The sequence below is a fragment of the Pseudomonas syringae group sp. 243L2 genome (assembly GCF_032587875.1).
Taxonomy (GTDB): Bacteria; Pseudomonadota; Gammaproteobacteria; order Pseudomonadales; family Pseudomonadaceae; genus Aquipseudomonas; species Aquipseudomonas amygdali.
In genome coordinates, this window is sequence record NZ_JAWHPL010000040.1 from 644,347 (window position 1) to 660,630 (window position 16,284).

10 protein-coding genes and 1 pseudogene are annotated in these 16,284 nt (G+C 58.4%); all 11 read left to right on the forward strand.

The genetic code is table 11. The annotated features are described in order from the left end of the window. Window positions 1-2 precede the first annotated feature (2 nt). Window positions 3-1,433, forward strand: coding sequence for an N-acetylmuramoyl-L-alanine amidase (locus RYB66_RS25890; protein ID WP_197710600.1), 1,431 nt, complete (start codon window positions 3-5; stop codon window positions 1,431-1,433). Then, complete coding sequence (gene mutL, locus RYB66_RS25895; protein WP_316895833.1) at window positions 1,430-3,376, forward strand: DNA mismatch repair endonuclease MutL; 1,947 nt, start codon at window positions 1,430-1,432, stop codon at window positions 3,374-3,376. The genes RYB66_RS25890 and mutL overlap by 4 nt, the downstream gene beginning before the upstream one ends. Further along, a complete protein-coding gene (gene miaA / locus RYB66_RS25900) occupies window positions 3,377-4,348 on the forward strand; it encodes a tRNA (adenosine(37)-N6)-dimethylallyltransferase MiaA (RefSeq protein WP_316895834.1) in 972 nt (323 codons plus the stop codon). It abuts the gene before it with no gap. A 91-nt stretch (window positions 4,349-4,439) separates the two neighbouring features. Then, window positions 4,440-4,700, forward strand: coding sequence for an RNA chaperone Hfq (gene hfq, locus RYB66_RS25905; RefSeq protein ID WP_002551819.1), 261 nt, complete (start codon window positions 4,440-4,442; stop codon window positions 4,698-4,700). Window positions 4,701-4,712: 12 nt separating this feature from the next. Next, the gene (hflX, locus tag RYB66_RS25910) at window positions 4,713-6,014 is read left to right on the forward strand and encodes a ribosome rescue GTPase HflX (protein WP_002551820.1); all 1,302 of its coding nucleotides are present in this window, start codon (window positions 4,713-4,715) and stop codon (window positions 6,012-6,014) included. A gap of 96 nt (window positions 6,015-6,110) precedes the next feature. After that, window positions 6,111-7,310: an FtsH protease activity modulator HflK gene (gene hflK, locus RYB66_RS25915; RefSeq protein ID WP_002551821.1), complete on the forward strand. Its 1,200-nt coding sequence runs from the start codon at window positions 6,111-6,113 to the stop codon at window positions 7,308-7,310. Beyond that, on the forward strand, window positions 7,310-8,179 hold the full coding sequence (hflC, locus tag RYB66_RS25920) for a protease modulator HflC (protein ID WP_002551822.1): 870 nt from the start codon (window positions 7,310-7,312) through the stop codon (window positions 8,177-8,179). The genes hflK and hflC overlap by 1 nt, the downstream gene beginning before the upstream one ends. A gap of 270 nt (window positions 8,180-8,449) precedes the next feature. After that, window positions 8,450-9,637: an ATP phosphoribosyltransferase regulatory subunit gene (locus tag RYB66_RS25925; RefSeq protein ID WP_005778895.1), complete on the forward strand. Its 1,188-nt coding sequence runs from the start codon at window positions 8,450-8,452 to the stop codon at window positions 9,635-9,637. 54 nt (window positions 9,638-9,691) lie between these two features. Continuing rightward, complete coding sequence (locus tag RYB66_RS25930; protein ID WP_002551824.1) at window positions 9,692-10,984, forward strand: adenylosuccinate synthase; 1,293 nt, start codon at window positions 9,692-9,694, stop codon at window positions 10,982-10,984. A 171-nt stretch (window positions 10,985-11,155) separates the two neighbouring features. Continuing rightward, window positions 11,156-13,090, forward strand: coding sequence for a methyl-accepting chemotaxis protein (locus RYB66_RS25935; protein ID WP_004666404.1), 1,935 nt, complete (start codon window positions 11,156-11,158; stop codon window positions 13,088-13,090). 311 nt (window positions 13,091-13,401) lie between these two features. Beyond that, window positions 13,402-16,228, forward strand: a pseudogene (locus RYB66_RS25940) (hypothetical protein). Window positions 16,229-16,284: the final 56 nt, after the last annotated feature.

Below are 16,284 nucleotides of genomic sequence, written 5' to 3' on the forward strand. Positions count from 1 at the left end.
ATATGGGGTTAGGTATGCGCATGCGCGCGCTGGTTACTGTAGTTGGTCTGCTGCTGATGGCCCTGGCTGTCGAGGCGGTTGCCGCTACGCAAGTAAAAAGTGTCCGCTTATGGCGAGCACCGGACAACACACGTCTGGTATTCGACCTGTCCGGGCCTGTCCAGCACAGCGTATTCACACTGACTTCACCTGATCGTCTGGTGATCGATATCAATGGCGCGACACTCGGTGGTCCGCTGAATGTATCGACAGCCAATACGCCGATCAGCAGCATGCGCTCTGCCCAGCGCACGCCGACCGATCTGCGCGTGGTCATCGACCTGAAAAAGGCGGTGACGCCCAAAAGCTTTACGCTTGCGCCGAACCAGCAGTATGGCAACCGTCTGGTGGTCGACCTGTTCGATAACGCCGCAGATGCCAACCCGACACCAGTGATCCCGGATACTGCCGCCAATACCGCGCCCGCTGTCCCGGTCAGCCCGGCCAAGCCTGAAATCAAGCTGACCCCGGTGCCCAATGGCAAGCGCGACATTGTCGTGGTGATCGATGCCGGGCACGGCGGTGAAGACCCGGGTGCCTCCGGCGGTGCCGGGCAGAAAGAGAAAAACGTGGTGCTGTCGATCGCCAAGGAACTGCAGCGCCAGGTCAACGCCGAGAAAGGCTACCGCGCTGAACTGACGCGGACCGGTGACTACTTTATTCCGTTGCGCAAACGTACCGAGATCGCCCGCTCCAAGGGGGCCGACCTGTTTGTGTCCATTCACGCCGACGCTGCGCCGTCCACCGCGGCGTTTGGCGCTTCGGTGTTCGCCTTGTCTGATCGCGGTGCGACCTCCGAAACCGCACGCTGGCTGGCGGACAGTGAAAACCGTTCCGACCTGATCGGTGGTGCCGGTGCGGTAAGCCTCGACGACAAGGACCGCATGCTCGCCGGGGTGTTGCTGGACTTGTCCATGACCGCTTCGCTGTCGTCTAGCCTGAACGTAGGCCAGAAAGTGCTGAGCAATATTGGCCGCGTCACCTCGCTGCACAAATCGCGCGTCGAGCAGGCAGGTTTCATGGTGCTCAAGTCGCCGGATATCCCGTCGATTCTGGTGGAAACCGGCTTTATCTCCAACGCCAACGAAGCCAACAAGCTGAGTTCTGCGTCGCACCAGCAGGCGTTGGCGCGTTCGATCAACTCCGGGGTAAAGCAGTTCTTCCAGCAGAACCCGCCACAGGGCACTTATATTGCCTGGCTGCGTGACAACGGCAAGTTGGCTCAAGGGCCACGCAACCATGTGGTCCGCTCCGGCGAAACCCTGGCCATGCTCGCGGCGCGCTATGACATGAACATTGCCACGCTGCGCAGCGCCAACAATCTGAAAACCGATGAATTGAAGATTGGCCAGGATCTGCGAATTCCAAGTTCCGAGGTGGCGACTCAGCAATGACCGATCTTCTGCTCGACGGCACCGAAGCCGATAACGCTCAGACTGTCCTGAACGCTGCGCGCATCGAATTGCTAAGCCCGCGTCTGGCCAACCAGATTGCGGCTGGCGAAGTCGTCGAGCGTCCAGCGTCGGTTATCAAGGAGCTGCTGGAAAACAGCCTTGATTCCGGCGCGCGGCGCATAGATGTCGATGTAGAGCAGGCCGGTATCAAGCTGCTGAAAGTGCGTGACGACGGTGGCGGTATTTCCTCGGATGACCTGCCACTGGCGCTGGCGCGACATGCCACCAGCAAGATTCGCGATCTGGAGGACCTCGAGCGCGTCATGAGCCTAGGGTTTCGCGGCGAGGCCCTGGCTTCGATCAGCTCCGTGGCGCGCCTGACGCTGACCTCGCGCACCCGCGACGCCGATCAGGCCTGGCAGGTGGAGACCGAAGGCCGTGACATGGCACCGCGCGTCCAGCCAGCAGCGCATCCGGTAGGCACCTCCGTTGAAGTGCGCGATCTGTTCTTCAACACGCCTGCCCGGCGCAAGTTTCTCAAGGCCGAAAAAACCGAATTCGATCACCTGCAGGAAGTCATCAAGCGCATGGCGCTGGCACGTTTCGACGTGGCCTTCCATTTGCGTCACAACGGCAAGACCGTGCTGAGCCTGCATGAAGCGCATGACGACACTTCCAGAGCACGACGTGTCTCGGCGATCTGCGGGCCGGGCTTCCTGGAGCAGGCGCTGCCTATCGAGATCGAACGCAACGGCCTTCATCTGTGGGGCTGGGTAGGGCTGCCGACATTTTCGCGCAGCCAGGCCGACCTGCAATATTTCTTCGTAAACGGGCGTGCGGTGCGCGACAAACTGGTCGCTCATGCGGTGCGTCAGGCGTATCGCGACGTGTTGTTCAATGGCCGTCACCCCACGTTCGTGCTGTTTTTCGAGGTCGACCCGGCTGCTGTAGACGTCAACGTTCACCCGACCAAGCATGAAGTACGCTTTCGCGACGGGCGCATGGTGCATGACTTCCTTTATGGCACCCTGCACCGTGCATTGGGTGATGTGCGCCCGGAAAACCAGCTGGGCGGCAGCGTACCGGTCGCCGTCGAGCCTCGGCCTACCGGGCCTGAGGCCGGTGAGTTCGGGCCGCAGGGTGAAATGCGTCTGGCCAATAACGTGCTGGAACAGCCGCAGGGCGAGCCTTTTGCCCGACCTGCTGCCGGTGGCGGCGCTGGCAGCGGTTATCAGTATCAATATACGCCTCGGCCCACCTCTTGCGTGCCGGTGGCCGAAGCGCAAAGTGCCTACCGTGAATTCTTCGCACCGCTGCCCAGCACCGCGCCCTCGTCGCTGCCGGAGTCGCCCGGCGATATCCCGCCGCTGGGTTATGCGCTGGCGCAGCTCAAAGGTATCTACATCCTCGCTGAAAACGCTCACGGGCTGGTGCTGGTGGACATGCACGCCGCCCACGAGCGAATCATGTACGAGCGCCTGAAAATAGCGATGGCCAATGAAGGCCTGAGTGGTCAGCCATTGCTGGTGCCCGAATCTCTCGCGGTCAGCCAGCGTGAAGCGGACTGCGCCGAAGAACATATCGCGACGTTTCAGCGCCTGGGCTTCGAGCTGCAGCGGCTTGGCCCGGAAACCCTGGCGATCCGCCAGATCCCTGCGTTGCTCAAGCAGGCCGAGGCCAATCGGCTGGTCAGCGATGTGCTGGCGGATCTGATGGAGTACGGCACCAGCGACCGGGTGCAGGCACACATGAACGAGTTGCTCGGGACCATGGCCTGTCACGGCGCGATTCGTGCCAATCGGCGGCTGGCCATCCCGGAAATGAACGGCCTGTTGCGTGACATGGAAAACACCGAGCGCAGCGGGCAATGTAACCACGGTCGTCCTACCTGGACCCAGATGGGTCTCAATGACCTGGATAAATTATTCCTGCGCGGTCAATGAATGAATGCTTTACCTCCGGCCATCTTTCTCATGGGGCCTACCGCAGCAGGCAAGACCGACCTTGCGATAGAACTGAGCAAAGTGCTGCCTTGCGAGCTGATCAGCGTCGATTCGGCGTTGGTCTATCGCGGCATGGACATCGGCACCGCCAAGCCTTCAAAAGCACAGCTGGCTGAATATCCACACCGTCTGATCGACATCCTCGACCCAGCGCAAAGCTACTCCGCAGCCGATTTTCGCAGCGACGCACTGGCGGCCATGGCGGAAATTACCGCGCGCGGAAATATTCCTTTGCTGGTCGGCGGCACTATGTTGTATTTCAAGGCTCTATTGCACGGGCTGGCGGATATGCCGGCTGCCGATGCGCAGGTAAGGGCACAGCTTAAAGCTGATGCACAGGCCTATGGCTGGCAGTCATTGCACGATCAATTGGCGGTGGTCGACCCCGTTTCGGCGGCGCGCATTCACCCCAATGATCCGCAACGACTGATCAGGGCGCTCGAGGTGTATCGGGTCAGCGGAATGAGCATGACGGCACACCGCGAGCAACAAACTGCGCAAAGTACCGAAGCGGCGGCATCAGGGCGTCAGCAATTGCCCTATACTGTCGCGAACCTTGCCATCGCTCCGGCTGATCGCAAGGTGCTGCACCAACGCATCGCGCTACGTTTTGAGCAAATGCTGGATCAGGGGTTTCTGGACGAAGTACTGGCATTGCGCTCAAGAGGCGACCTGCATTCCGGGTTGCCCTCGATAAGAGCCGTCGGTTATCGCCAGGTCTGGGATCACCTGGATGGGAAGCTGACGCGGGATGAAATGCAGGAGCGCGGCATTATTGCAACGCGCCAGTTGGCCAAAAGGCAGTTCACCTGGCTACGCAGCTGGGAGGATTTGCACTGGCTGGACAGTCTGGCCAGCGACAATCTGTCGCGCGCCTTGAAATACCTGGGATCGGTCTCCATATTGAGCTGAGTCCCTGCAATAGCCGTCTATCCTTGGGGGGTGGCCGGTAAGCCAATCGAATTCGATTTATTATTTATTGATCCTTAAAGGAGTGCGGCACATGTCAAAAGGGCATTCGCTACAAGACCCTTACTTGAATACCTTGCGAAAAGAGAAGGTCGGGGTATCGATCTACCTGGTCAACGGTATCAAGCTGCAGGGCACGATCGAGTCTTTCGACCAGTTCGTCATTTTGCTGAAGAATACTGTCAGCCAGATGGTCTACAAACACGCCATTTCCACCGTCGTACCGGTTCGCCCGATTCGCCTTCCCAGCGCTACCGACGCTGACGGCGCAGACGCCGAGCCAGGTAACGCCTGATAGGAGTCTGCCTTGTTCTTTGAGCGCCACAGTGGTGGTGAACGTGCAATTCTCGTTCATCTGGATGGTCAGGACCCTGAGGCGCGCGAAGATCCGCAGGAGTTTCAGGAGCTGGCCATATCGGCCGGTGCCGATACCGTTGCGTTTATCAACGTGCCGCGTCATCGGCCATCGGCCAAATACCTGATTGGCTCTGGCAAGGTCGAGGAGCTTCGCGACCAGGTCAAGGCCGAACAGGCTGATCTCGTTATCTTCAATCACACCCTCACGCCCAGTCAGGAACGTAACCTCGAACGCGTTTTCGAGTGCCGCGTGCTTGATCGTACGGGTCTGATCCTCGATATCTTTGCGCAGCGTGCACGTACCCACGAAGGCAAGCTTCAGGTCGAACTGGCCCAGCTTGAGCATATGAGTACGCGTCTGGTCCGTGGCTGGACTCACCTTGAGCGTCAGAAAGGTGGTATCGGCCTGCGCGGCCCAGGCGAAACCCAGCTCGAAACCGACCGACGTCTTCTGCGGGTTCGCCTGCGGCAGATCAAAGGGCGGCTGGAGAAGGTTCGCAGCCAGCGCGATCAGGCACGTCGTGGACGCCGTCGCGCCGATATCCCTTCGGTTTCTCTGGTGGGGTATACCAACGCCGGTAAATCGACCCTTTTCAACTCGGTGACCGATTCGGATGTGTTTGCGGCGGACCAGTTGTTCGCCACGCTCGATCCGACCTTGCGTCGTCTGCAGCTCGATGATCTGGGCCCTATCGTGCTGGCCGATACCGTAGGCTTCATTCGCCATCTGCCGCACAAACTGGTAGAAGCCTTTCGAGCGACGCTTGAAGAGTCGAGCAACTCCGATTTACTGCTGCATGTGATCGACTCCCACGAGCCTGACCGCATGTCGCAGATCGAGCAGGTCATGGCCGTGCTCGGTGAGATCGGTGCCGAGGGCTTGCCGATCCTTGAGGTCTATAACAAACTCGATCTGCTTGAAGGCGTGGAGCCTCAGATACAGCGGGATGCCGATGGCAAGCCGCAGCGTGTCTGGGTGTCTGCCCGCGATGGTCGAGGGCTGGATCTGCTCAAGCAGGCCATCGCCGAACTGCTCGGCGACGACCTGTTTGTCGGTACGCTGCTTTTGCCTCAGAGTCTTGCCCGGCTGCGTGCCCAGTTTTTCGAATTGGGTGCGGTGCAGAGCGAAACGCATGACGAGGAAGGTGCGAGCGTGTTGGCTGTACGGCTGCCGCGCGTTGAACTCAATCGACTGGTGAGTCGCGAAGGATTGCAGCCGCTGGAGTTCATCGAGCAACACACTTTGCAATAAAAGCACGAGAAAGCCGTTGTACGGCTTTCGCGAGCATTCTGTAGCATTGGTCGGCGCGCCGCGGGCGCGTCTTTGCTTTATCAGATGGAGAGCGCTATGGCTTGGAATGAGCCGGGTGGCAACTCGAATAATCAAGATCCCTGGGGTGGCAAACGCCGTGGCGGCGACCGCAAGGGACCACCTGATCTCGACGAGGCCTTCCGTAAGCTGCAGGAAAGCCTGAAGGGGTTGTTCGGCGGCGGTAACAAACGCGGCAGCGATGGCGGCGGCAGTGGTGGCGGTTCAGGCAAGGGCGGTGGCTTTGGCTTGCTCGGTATCGGCCTGGTCGTGCTCGTCGCTTTCTGGCTCTACAGCGCTATCTATGTTGTTGACGAGCAAGAGCAGGCTGTCGTGCTGCGTTTCGGTCAATACCACGAAACCGTAGGGCCGGGTCTCAACATCTACTTCCCGCCGTTCGATCGCAAGTACATGGAAAACGTGACTCGCGAGCGTGCCTACAGCAAGCAGGGCCAGATGCTCACCGAAGACGAGAACATCGTCGAAGTGCCGCTGACCGTGCAATACAAGATCAGCAACCTGCAGGACTTCGTCCTGAACGTCGATCAGCCTGAAATCAGCCTGCAGCACGCCACTGAAAGTGCGCTGCGCCATGTCGTGGGTTCCACGGCAATGGATCAGGTGCTGACTGAAGGTCGTGAACTGATGGCCAGCGAAATCAAGGAGCGTCTGCAACGCTTCCTCGATACCTACCGCACCGGCATCACCGTCACTCAGGTGAACGTACAGAGCGCCGCGGCACCGCGTGAAGTGCAGGAAGCGTTCGATGACGTGATCCGCGCCCGTGAAGACGAGCAGCGTGCACGCAATCAGGCCGAAAGCTATGCCAATGGCGTGATTCCGGAAGCCCGTGGTCAGGCTCAGCGCATTCTTGAGGATGCCAACGGCTACCGCGATGAAGTGGTTTCGCGCGCCAAGGGTGAGGCGGATCGCTTTACCAAACTGGTTGCCGAGTACCGCAAGGCTCCTGAAGTTACCCGCCAGCGTCTGTATCTGGACACCATGCAGGAAGTCTTCAGCAACACCAGCAAGGTTCTCGTGACCGGCGACAAGGGGCAGAACAATCTGCTTTATCTGCCGCTCGACAAGATGATCGAGAGCAGCCGCAGCAGTAACGGCAATGGCTCCAATTCAGGTACGCCATCGCAGTCGGCTAATGATGCTGCCGCTGCTGCCGCCGCTGCCCGGGCGAATGAGGCTCAGCAGCGTGGTGAAGTACGTACCAGGGAGACTCGCTGATGAGTAACAAATCACTGATCACCCTTATTGTCGGCGTGGTACTGGCAGTCATCGCCTGGAACAGCTTTTACATAGTGTCCCAGACCGAGCGCGCGGTTCTGCTGCAATTCGGTCGTGTGGTCCAGGCGGACGTTCAGCCGGGTCTGCATGTGAAGGTTCCTTATGTGAACCAGGTGCGCAAGTTCGACGGTCGTTTGCTGACCCTCGATGCACCGACCCAGCGTTTCCTGACGCTGGAAAAGAAAGCGGTCATGGTCGATGCCTACGCCAAGTGGCGTGTGAAGGATGCGGAGCGTTTCTACACCGCGACTTCCGGCCTCAAGCAGATTGCCGACGAGCGTCTTTCGCGTCGTCTGGAGTCGGGCCTGCGTGACCAGTTCGGCAAGCGCACCCTGCACGAAGTCGTGTCGGGTGAGCGTGATGCGCTGATGGCTGATATCACCGGTTCGCTGAACCGCATGGCCGAGAAAGAGCTGGGTATCGAAGTTGTTGATGTCCGGGTCAAGGCCATCGACCTGCCGAAGGAAGTGAATCGCAGCGTTTTCGAGCGTATGAGCACCGAGCGTGAGCGTGAAGCTCGCGAGCACCGTGCCAAGGGTAACGAGCTGGCTGAAGGCATTCGTGCCGACGCCGATCGTCAGCGTCGTGTGTTGCTGGCAGAAGCCTATCGCGAGTCGGAAGAAGCGCGTGGTGATGGTGATGCCCAGGCTGCCGCGATCTACTCCAAGGCATATGGTCAGGACCAGGAGTTCTACGCGTTTTATCGCAGCCTGCGCGCCTACCGTGAAAGCTTTGCGAACAAGAGCGACGTGATGGTGCTCGATCCGAACAGCGAATTCTTTCGCTATCTGGAAAAAGCCAAGCCGTAATTAATCACCCGCCGGGCGGCAAAACCGCCCGGTGGGGTGAACGTACGGTGAAACGTGTGTATCATGCGGCAGCCGGGAAATTCCCGGCTTTTTTGCGTCTGCACGATTGATTGGCCGTATCTGAATCAGAGCACGGCAAGATTTTTCGAGGAAAGTGGTCTGCAAGACCTGTCTCGGGCATTTGTCGTGCCCGTCATACAGCGCACCACTTTCTGCTTCACTCAAGGCTGGCCTGTAGGCTGGCCGCCTGGATCACAGGGGAATGGCGTAATGGCAACGGTCGACCGCTGGCTGCTACCAGATGGCATCGAAGAAGTACTGCCACCGGAAGCGGCGCGCATTGAAGTAGCGCGCCGTCAGGTGTTGGATCTGTTTCAGAGCTGGGGCTATGAGTTTGTCGTCACCCCGCATATCGAGTATCTCGAATCCCTGCTGACTGGCGCGGGTTCGGATCTGGACCTGCGCACCTTCAAGGTTATCGACCCGCAATCGGGCCGGCAGATGGGCTTTCGCGCCGACATCACGCCGCAGGTTGCACGCATCGATGCTCACACCCTCAAGCGTGAAGGCCCGAGCCGTCTGTGCTATGCGGGCAGCGTTCTGCACGCCCAGCCGCGCGCACTGTCCTCCTCGCGCAGCCCCATTCAACTGGGCGCCGAGCTGTACGGCGATGCCAGCCCGAGCAGTGACGTCGAAGTCATCAGTCTGATGCTGGCCATGCTGCAACTGGCCGATGTGCCGGATGTGCACATGGACCTTGGGCATGTCGGCATCTACCGTGGTCTGGCGCGTGCCGCTGGCCTGTCGGGAGAAGTCGAGCAGCAGTTGTTCGATGCACTGCAGCGCAAGGCCATTGATGAAGTGGTTGCCCTGACCGCCGATCTCCCGCAAGAGCTCGCAACAATGCTGCGCGCGCTGGTTGATCTGTGTGGTGGTCGTGAGGTGCTGGACGCGGCGCGTGATCGTCTGGCTGGCGCACCTGCGCCGGTGCTGGCCGCGCTGGACGACTTACTGGCAATAGCCGAGCGTCTGGCTGCGCGTTTCCCGCAGTTGCCGCTGTACTTCGATCTCGGCGAGTTGCGTGGCTATCACTACCACACCGGTGTGGTGTTTGCGGTGTTCGTGCCGGGCGTGGGCCAGTCGATCGCGCAGGGCGGTCGTTACGATGACATCGGCGCCGACTTCGGCCGCGCCCGTCCGGCGACCGGCTTTTCCACCGACCTGAAAACCCTGGTAACCCTGGGGCAGGCAGAAATCGTCTTACCGTCTGGTGGCATCTGGGTGCCGGACAGTACGGATGCGGCACTCTGGCAGATGGTTTGCCAGTTGCGCAGTGAAGGTCAGCGTGTGGTTCAGGCTTTGCCTGGGCAGCAGGCGAGCGCCGCGCGTGAAGCCGACTGTGACCGGCAATTGATTCAGCATGGCGAGCACTGGCAGGTAATGCCGCTGGCTTCTTGAGTATTCCTGCCGGCCGCCGCCGGCACCAAGTTTGCGTGAATGAGGACAAGTGTTATGGGTAAGAATGTCGTAGTCCTGGGCACTCAATGGGGTGATGAGGGCAAAGGCAAGATCGTTGATCTGCTGACCGAACATGCTACCGCCGTAGTTCGCTATCAGGGTGGCCACAACGCTGGTCACACACTGGTGATCGACGGTGAGAAAACCGTATTGCACCTGATTCCGTCCGGTGTACTGCGCGAAGGCGTGCAGTGCCTGATCGGTAACGGTGTAGTGGTTGCTCCCGACGCGCTCCTGCGCGAAATCATCAAGCTGGAAGAGAAAGGCATTCCGGTGCGTGAGCGTCTGCGCATCAGCCCGTCCTGCCCGCTGATCCTGTCGTACCATGTTGCACTGGACCAGGCGCGTGAAAAAGCCCGCGGCGAATTCAAGATCGGCACCACCGGTCGTGGTATCGGCCCGGCTTACGAAGACAAGGTTGCGCGTCGCGGTCTGCGCATTGGCGACCTGTTCCATCGCGAACGCTTCGCGGCCAAGCTGGGCGAGCTGCTTGACTACCACAACTTCGTGCTGGTCAATTACTACAAAGAGCCTGCCATCGACTTCCAGAAGACACTCGACGAGTGCATGGAATATGCCGATCTGCTCAAGCCGCTGATGCTCGACGTCACCGCTGCGCTGCATGAAATGCGTCGCGACGGCAAGGACATCATGTTCGAAGGTGCCCAGGGTTCGTTGCTGGACATCGACCACGGTACTTATCCGTACGTCACCAGCTCCAACACCACTGCTGGCGGTATCGCTACCGGTTCGGGTTTTGGTCCGATGTACCTGGATTACATTCTGGGCATCACCAAGGCCTACACCACGCGTGTGGGTTCGGGTCCGTTCCCGACCGAGCTGTTCGACGATGTCGGTGCTTTCCTGGCCAAGCGTGGCCACGAGTTCGGCGCTACCACCGGTCGCGCTCGTCGTTGCGGCTGGTTCGATGCCGTCATCCTGCGTCGCGCCATCGAAATCAACAGCATCTCGGGCCTGTGCCTGACCAAGCTGGACGTGCTTGACGGTCTTGAGACCATCAACATCTGCGTCGGCTACGAGAACGAAGAAGGCGCGGTCATCGACGCACCTACTGACGCCGACAGCTACCTGGGTCTGCGTCCGGTCTACGAGCAGATGCCTGGCTGGAGCGAATCCACGCTGGGTGCCAAGACCCTGGAAGAGTTGCCTGCAGCCGCTCGCGCCTACATCAAGCGCGTCGAAGAGCTGGTTGGCGCGCCTATCGATATCATTTCGACCGGTCCTGACCGTAACGAAACCATCGTGCTGCGTCACCCGTTCGGCTAATACCTCGCCGCGCTGTATCAAGAGGGCCGCGTTTGCGGCCCTTTTTGTTTTCAGCGTCCGCAGGATTCGATTGCGGCAAAAGTGAGACTTGTGTCACGGCACGGCGCTTGCTACAAAGATGACAGAAAAGTGCCATCATTTTAATGGCGCTGAGGGTGGAGGGATTCTCCTGTGTCTGCTGTCTTATCTCTATTGCAAAGCCGTCTGCTGCGCCCGGTCTTCATTGCCCTGGGCATTGCCCTTTTGGTGCAGGTCATCGTGGCGGTTGCTCTTACCCGGAGCACAGTCACAGCGCTTGAGGCTGACCTTGCCAATCGCCTTGGGGTAGATTCGCAACATCTTTCCTCCGAGCTGGAGCTGGCGAGTAGCGAAGTGACGTCGAGCCTCGACTCGCTTTCAGCCAGTACGCGTCAGCGCTTGAGCGTCGGACTTTCTACCCGCCTGAAGGAAGAGCAGGCCCAACTGCGTGCCACGCTGGAAAAAGACCTGAGAGAGTCCGCCACTGACATGGCCGAGCTACTGGCTGCGGTTGCCCCGCGCGCCATGTGGGACAACGACACGCCAACCCTTTCCGAATTTGCCCGACGCGCCCAGCGCAATCCCAACGTGTTGTTTGTGGTCTATGACGACGCCGCAGGTGAGCACCTTACGAGGTACATGAACCGCGATAACCCGCTGGTCAAGGCGCTGCTGGCCAAGGGTGAAGGCGAGCGGGCGATGGACAAGATCCTCAATGCCGCGAAAAACGACCCGTCGGTGTATTACGTCGAGGCCTCTATCAGCCCTAACGGTGTCGAGATCGGCAAGGTGCGCATGGGAGTGTCGACGGCAACGGTCGAGGAAAATCTTGCTGCGCTGGACAAGCGTTTCGCCACCCTGATAACCAGTGGCGAGCAACTGGTTTCCGACAGCCTTGCCAGTGCCTCCAAAGACAGTTCGACCGCCTTGCGCACGCGCTTGCAATCCGCTCAGACGGCGGGTGCTGCAATGACCACCAATACACGTGTTGCGGTTCAGGAAGCCGCCGAAACCTTGCGCTGGCGGATCGGCATGGGGCTGGCGCTGGTCGGCCTGGGCGTACTGCTGTTACTGGCGGTGGTGCTCGGGCGTCGAGTCGTCAGCAAGCTGCATCTGCTGATCGCTGCGCTCAATGATCTGGCGGCGGGTGAGGGCGACCTGACCAAGCGCGTCAAGCTGGACAGTAATGACGAAATCGGCGACATGTCGGCGGCGGTCAATCGCTTCATCGACAAGTTGCAGCCTATCGTTCGTGAGGCGGGCGAGGTGGCGCAGCGCACCGGGCAGGAAATCGGCGTGATGAGCCAGCGCAACGCCGGCGCCGATGCTGCAGCCGAACTGCAGCGAGACGAAGTGGCGGCCAGCCTCAAGGCGCTGGAGCAGATGGCCGATGAGGCGCAGTCGGAAAGCCAGGCGATGCAGGCAGCCCTACGTCAAGTGGTCGATATCAAGCAGGCGACCGATGAAAACACCCGCACGTCCAATCAGGTCGGCGGTTTGATCGAGGCGCTGGCCGGGCAGGTCGAAACCGGTGCGCAGGTCATCGAGCGTCTGGCGCAGCAAAGCCAGCAGATTGAGGTTGTGCTGGAAGTTATTCACGGCATTGCCGAACAAACCAACCTGCTCGCACTCAACGCAGCCATCGAAGCGGCGCGCGCGGGTGAAACGGGCAGGGGCTTCGCCGTGGTAGCTGACGAGGTGCGTGCGCTGGCCAGCAAGACACAAAGCTCGACGGGCGATATCCAGGAACACATCATCGCCTTGCAGCGCGGTGCGAAAGAGGCGGTCGCTGCCATCGGCATCGCTGGCCGACAGGCCAAGGAAGGGTTGGAGGTATTACGTGACAGCGCCAAACGCCAGCAGACCGTGCAGGCGTCCGTCGAGCAGGTGCATGCGGCCATTGGGCTGGCGACTCAGGCTGCCGTTCATCAGGCTGAAGGTGCGCAGGCCGTTCGCGGCCGGGTGGAGGTGATTCACGCACAGGCCGAGAAAGCCGCAAAAGCGGTGGTTGAGACGACTGCTAGCGGCAAAGTGCTAAACGGGCTGGCTGCGCAGTTGAAGGCGAGCCTGGGGCAGTTTCGGGCTTGAGGTATAGAACGTTTTCGGGAAAAGGCCTTCGTTTACACCTTGGTCTGTGAGGCACCCAGCACGATGTCTAGCACGTGCTGACGGCGAAGCGAATAATCGAGCGCTAACTTTCAAGGACGCGAGGTTGGCTGTGTCTGGATAATCGCAGGAAGTTTTTTGAAATGCCTACCTGTCAGTTCTGATAGTAACCCTATGGGCAATGCCCCCCTACAGTGAGCAAGAGCTCATGATCGCGAATGAGCACTTTGTACTGTGCTTACCTCAGAGCGCACAGCCAGATATTTAACTTTATTTCTATGGATGGAATGAATATGACTGCCTTATTGGAAAGTCCTCTTGCCCCGGTAGGTGTTGGAGGCGTCTGGAGAACTGATGCGGTTACAGGAGTAAAATATGTTCAGTTAGGCTACCCCGACAAGCCGTCATCGCCCCCCCTCGCCGTCGGATATGTCCTACCTTGCAGGGCGGGGGCTCGGAGTCAGGCTGCCGTCGATATGGAACAACTACTTGAGTTTTGCTCCTGGCGAGCACGTTCAGATTAATTTCAAGGGTAAGTCTCAGAGTGGAACGCTGATTAGTTGGAGTACGACTTACACAGCGCTATCTGTCGTGGGTGGTGATGTACGCACCGTGACGATTCCGTCTGATATTGTGAAAGCGCTCGCCGGTCAAACGGCGACTGTTCAGTATGTCGTCAGGCCCGCAAGTTCCAACAAGACTGGCAAGGTTCGCACATCGCGATCTCTTGAGTTTCAGATTCGAGGTCTTTATCTGCCGGCGCCCGAACTGTTGGAAGCTGTCAACGACTCTATCGACCCGGATCACATCAGTGCCAAGGCTACAGTCAACTTTGTCACTGTCAGTCTCGATTACCCAGGTATTCAGCTTGAGGACACCGTAAAACTGGTCAGGGAGGGCGTGGGCGCCAAGCAGAATGCAATTAAATTTACGGACAAAGACCGCCCCATCAGTGCAAATAATCTACAGCGGCGTCCAATGAAAATTACCTGGACAGATGCTGATATCAAGCCGCTGGTCAATGGCATTATGAGTATCTACTACAAGGTGTATAGAGGGGGCATCTGGTATACCTCGCCCAGGCGCAATATCTATGTAGGACCAAGCCTTGCGAGTTTGCCGCCATTTATCAACGAAGTTTCTGATAATCGTCTCGATCCGGACAAAATTGCTGACTCTATCAATGTTCATATTCCTTCCGCTGGAACCTTGGTAAAAGACAAGATCACGCTATTCTGGAGTGACTCGTCAAAACAGAAGACGTTTACCGATGAGGGGGTTATTACCCAGCAGAATGTCGATGGCGACATGTCATTTGATGTGTATCTGGATAATCCTATTGAATTCAACCGGGGCAAGGTTGTGACGGTTTTTTACCTGCTTGAGCGCGTTCTGCCAGATGGCCGAAAAGTCAGCTTTCGTTCTGCTGACTATCAGTTTTTCGTCGGCAGTCAGAAGGATCAGGAGGCTGCAGATTCCAGGGTTTTGACCGGCGCGGTGGTGGGCGGTGTCAAAGATGGCAAGATGGATGCTGCTCTTGCGAGCGTTGGAACAAAACTCACCGTGCCTTACGCCGAGACTCAGATGGGAGATAGTGTTACGGCTTATTGGCAGCCGGCCGAGGGTGGTGATCCGGTCGTATTGGGTGTTCAGGCTGTTGATGCGGCCAACGTGAATATCGACCTGGTATTCAATGTTCCCGCGGCCTCCATCAGTACAGCGCTCAACAAAAAGGCCATTGTCTATTACGTTATTGAGCGAAAAGGGCTTGGCGGCAAGACTCAGAAGTTCAGGTCTCAGGAAGAACTGTTTTCGGTAGGCACTCAGGTGGCGGGTCTATTGCTTCCTGCTCCTGAGGTTCCGGCGTCTGTTGACGGGGTTCTTGATCCGATGGCCGTGCAAAATGGCACAACAGTGGTTGTTCAGCCTTACCCCGCCATTGCTGTCGGCGACAAGGTTCGGCTCTTCTGGATTGGTACTGACGGCCCCGGGACGCCAGCTATAGCCGAACAAACTGTCGGCAGTGTGAGCAAGGCATTGGAGTTCGTTATTCCAGCCTCGGCAATTGGTTCCAACACCGGGGCAGAGGTCTGGGTCTATTACCAGGTCACGCGCAACGGGCTGATCAATCCGATAGAGTCTGACGACACCATCATCGAGGTCGATACACTTGGTGGGCATAACCTGTCTCTGCCAGTGGTCGGCCAGGCACCCGCAGATCTGCTGGATCTGGCCTCGGTAAAAACCGACATCGTGGTGACGCTCAAGAAGTGGCCATTCATGGCAGCCGGTCAACGGGTGTGGTTGCGCCTGGAGGGTACTGCCCAGGATGGTAGTGCGGTGGAGATCAACGTCTGGACAGCCAGAATATTGACCGATGCCGATGCAAAGCAGGACTTGGCTATTACTATCACTCGGGCCCAGTTCGATAATTTGGCAGCGGGCAGTCAGTTGCAGGTATTTGCAAAGGTTGCGTTCGATGGTGACTTCAGTGACACCTACGCTGAAGACTTTCCGACGCTGAGTTTGACAATCAAACCGCAAGGCAGCTTGCTGAGTGTCAAGTTTTCAGATGTGTCTTTGAGCGCTGCGTATCCGAAGCCAGGCAGCACTGCTGCAGTGCCGCCCGATTCAAGTCAGTTAATGGTTGTTAGTGGCGGTAAAGGTCCCTATACGTTCGTGTCTGGAGATTCGTCTATCGTTGAGGTCGATGCTAAAGGCCTGCTGATGGCTAGGAAGAACGGATCTGTATATGTTCAGGTGCGAGATTCCCTTGGCCAGGTTGTATACGTAACGGTCACTGTCCAAGGTATTTCCACGTTGGAGTACCTGAATTTCGATACTTACACGGAGTGCAAGAAAATTGCCGACAGCAGAGGTATTGTCATTCCGGATCTGGCTACTTGGCGCAAGCTCCGTGCCGAGGGTGGTGGAAAGTTGAGTGTCGACCTCCCGGCAGCGCCTGCGGGGCAGCAGTGGGACAGACGGGTCTGGGCAAGTGATAATGGTAGTCTTCCGTTTACCAGAAAGAGCTATTTCCCGGATGATGACAAGGATAAGGATCTGAAAGACATCGTGATACTTGGCGAGGCAGCCTATGGCTTTGGTTTGAAGATATAAGCTGGATGCGGTCTGCTGAGTTGAAGTAAATGACTTTGCAATTCCCAAAAAAAAAC

Coding starts and splice junctions, on each gene's coding strand:
- hflK (WP_002551821.1), top strand. CDS start 6,111: ATGGCTTGGAATGAGCCGGGTGGCAACTCGAATAATCAAGATCCCTGG.
- mutL (WP_316895833.1), top strand. CDS start 1,430: ATGACCGATCTTCTGCTCGACGGCACCGAAGCCGATAACGCTCAGACT.
- hflC (WP_002551822.1), top strand. CDS start 7,310: ATGAGTAACAAATCACTGATCACCCTTATTGTCGGCGTGGTACTGGCA.
- RYB66_RS25890 (WP_197710600.1), top strand. CDS start 3: ATGGGGTTAGGTATGCGCATGCGCGCGCTGGTTACTGTAGTTGGTCTG.
- hfq (WP_002551819.1), top strand. CDS start 4,440: ATGTCAAAAGGGCATTCGCTACAAGACCCTTACTTGAATACCTTGCGA.
- RYB66_RS25930 (WP_002551824.1), top strand. CDS start 9,692: ATGGGTAAGAATGTCGTAGTCCTGGGCACTCAATGGGGTGATGAGGGC.
- miaA (WP_316895834.1), top strand. CDS start 3,377: ATGAATGCTTTACCTCCGGCCATCTTTCTCATGGGGCCTACCGCAGCA.
- RYB66_RS25925 (WP_005778895.1), top strand. CDS start 8,450: ATGGCAACGGTCGACCGCTGGCTGCTACCAGATGGCATCGAAGAAGTA.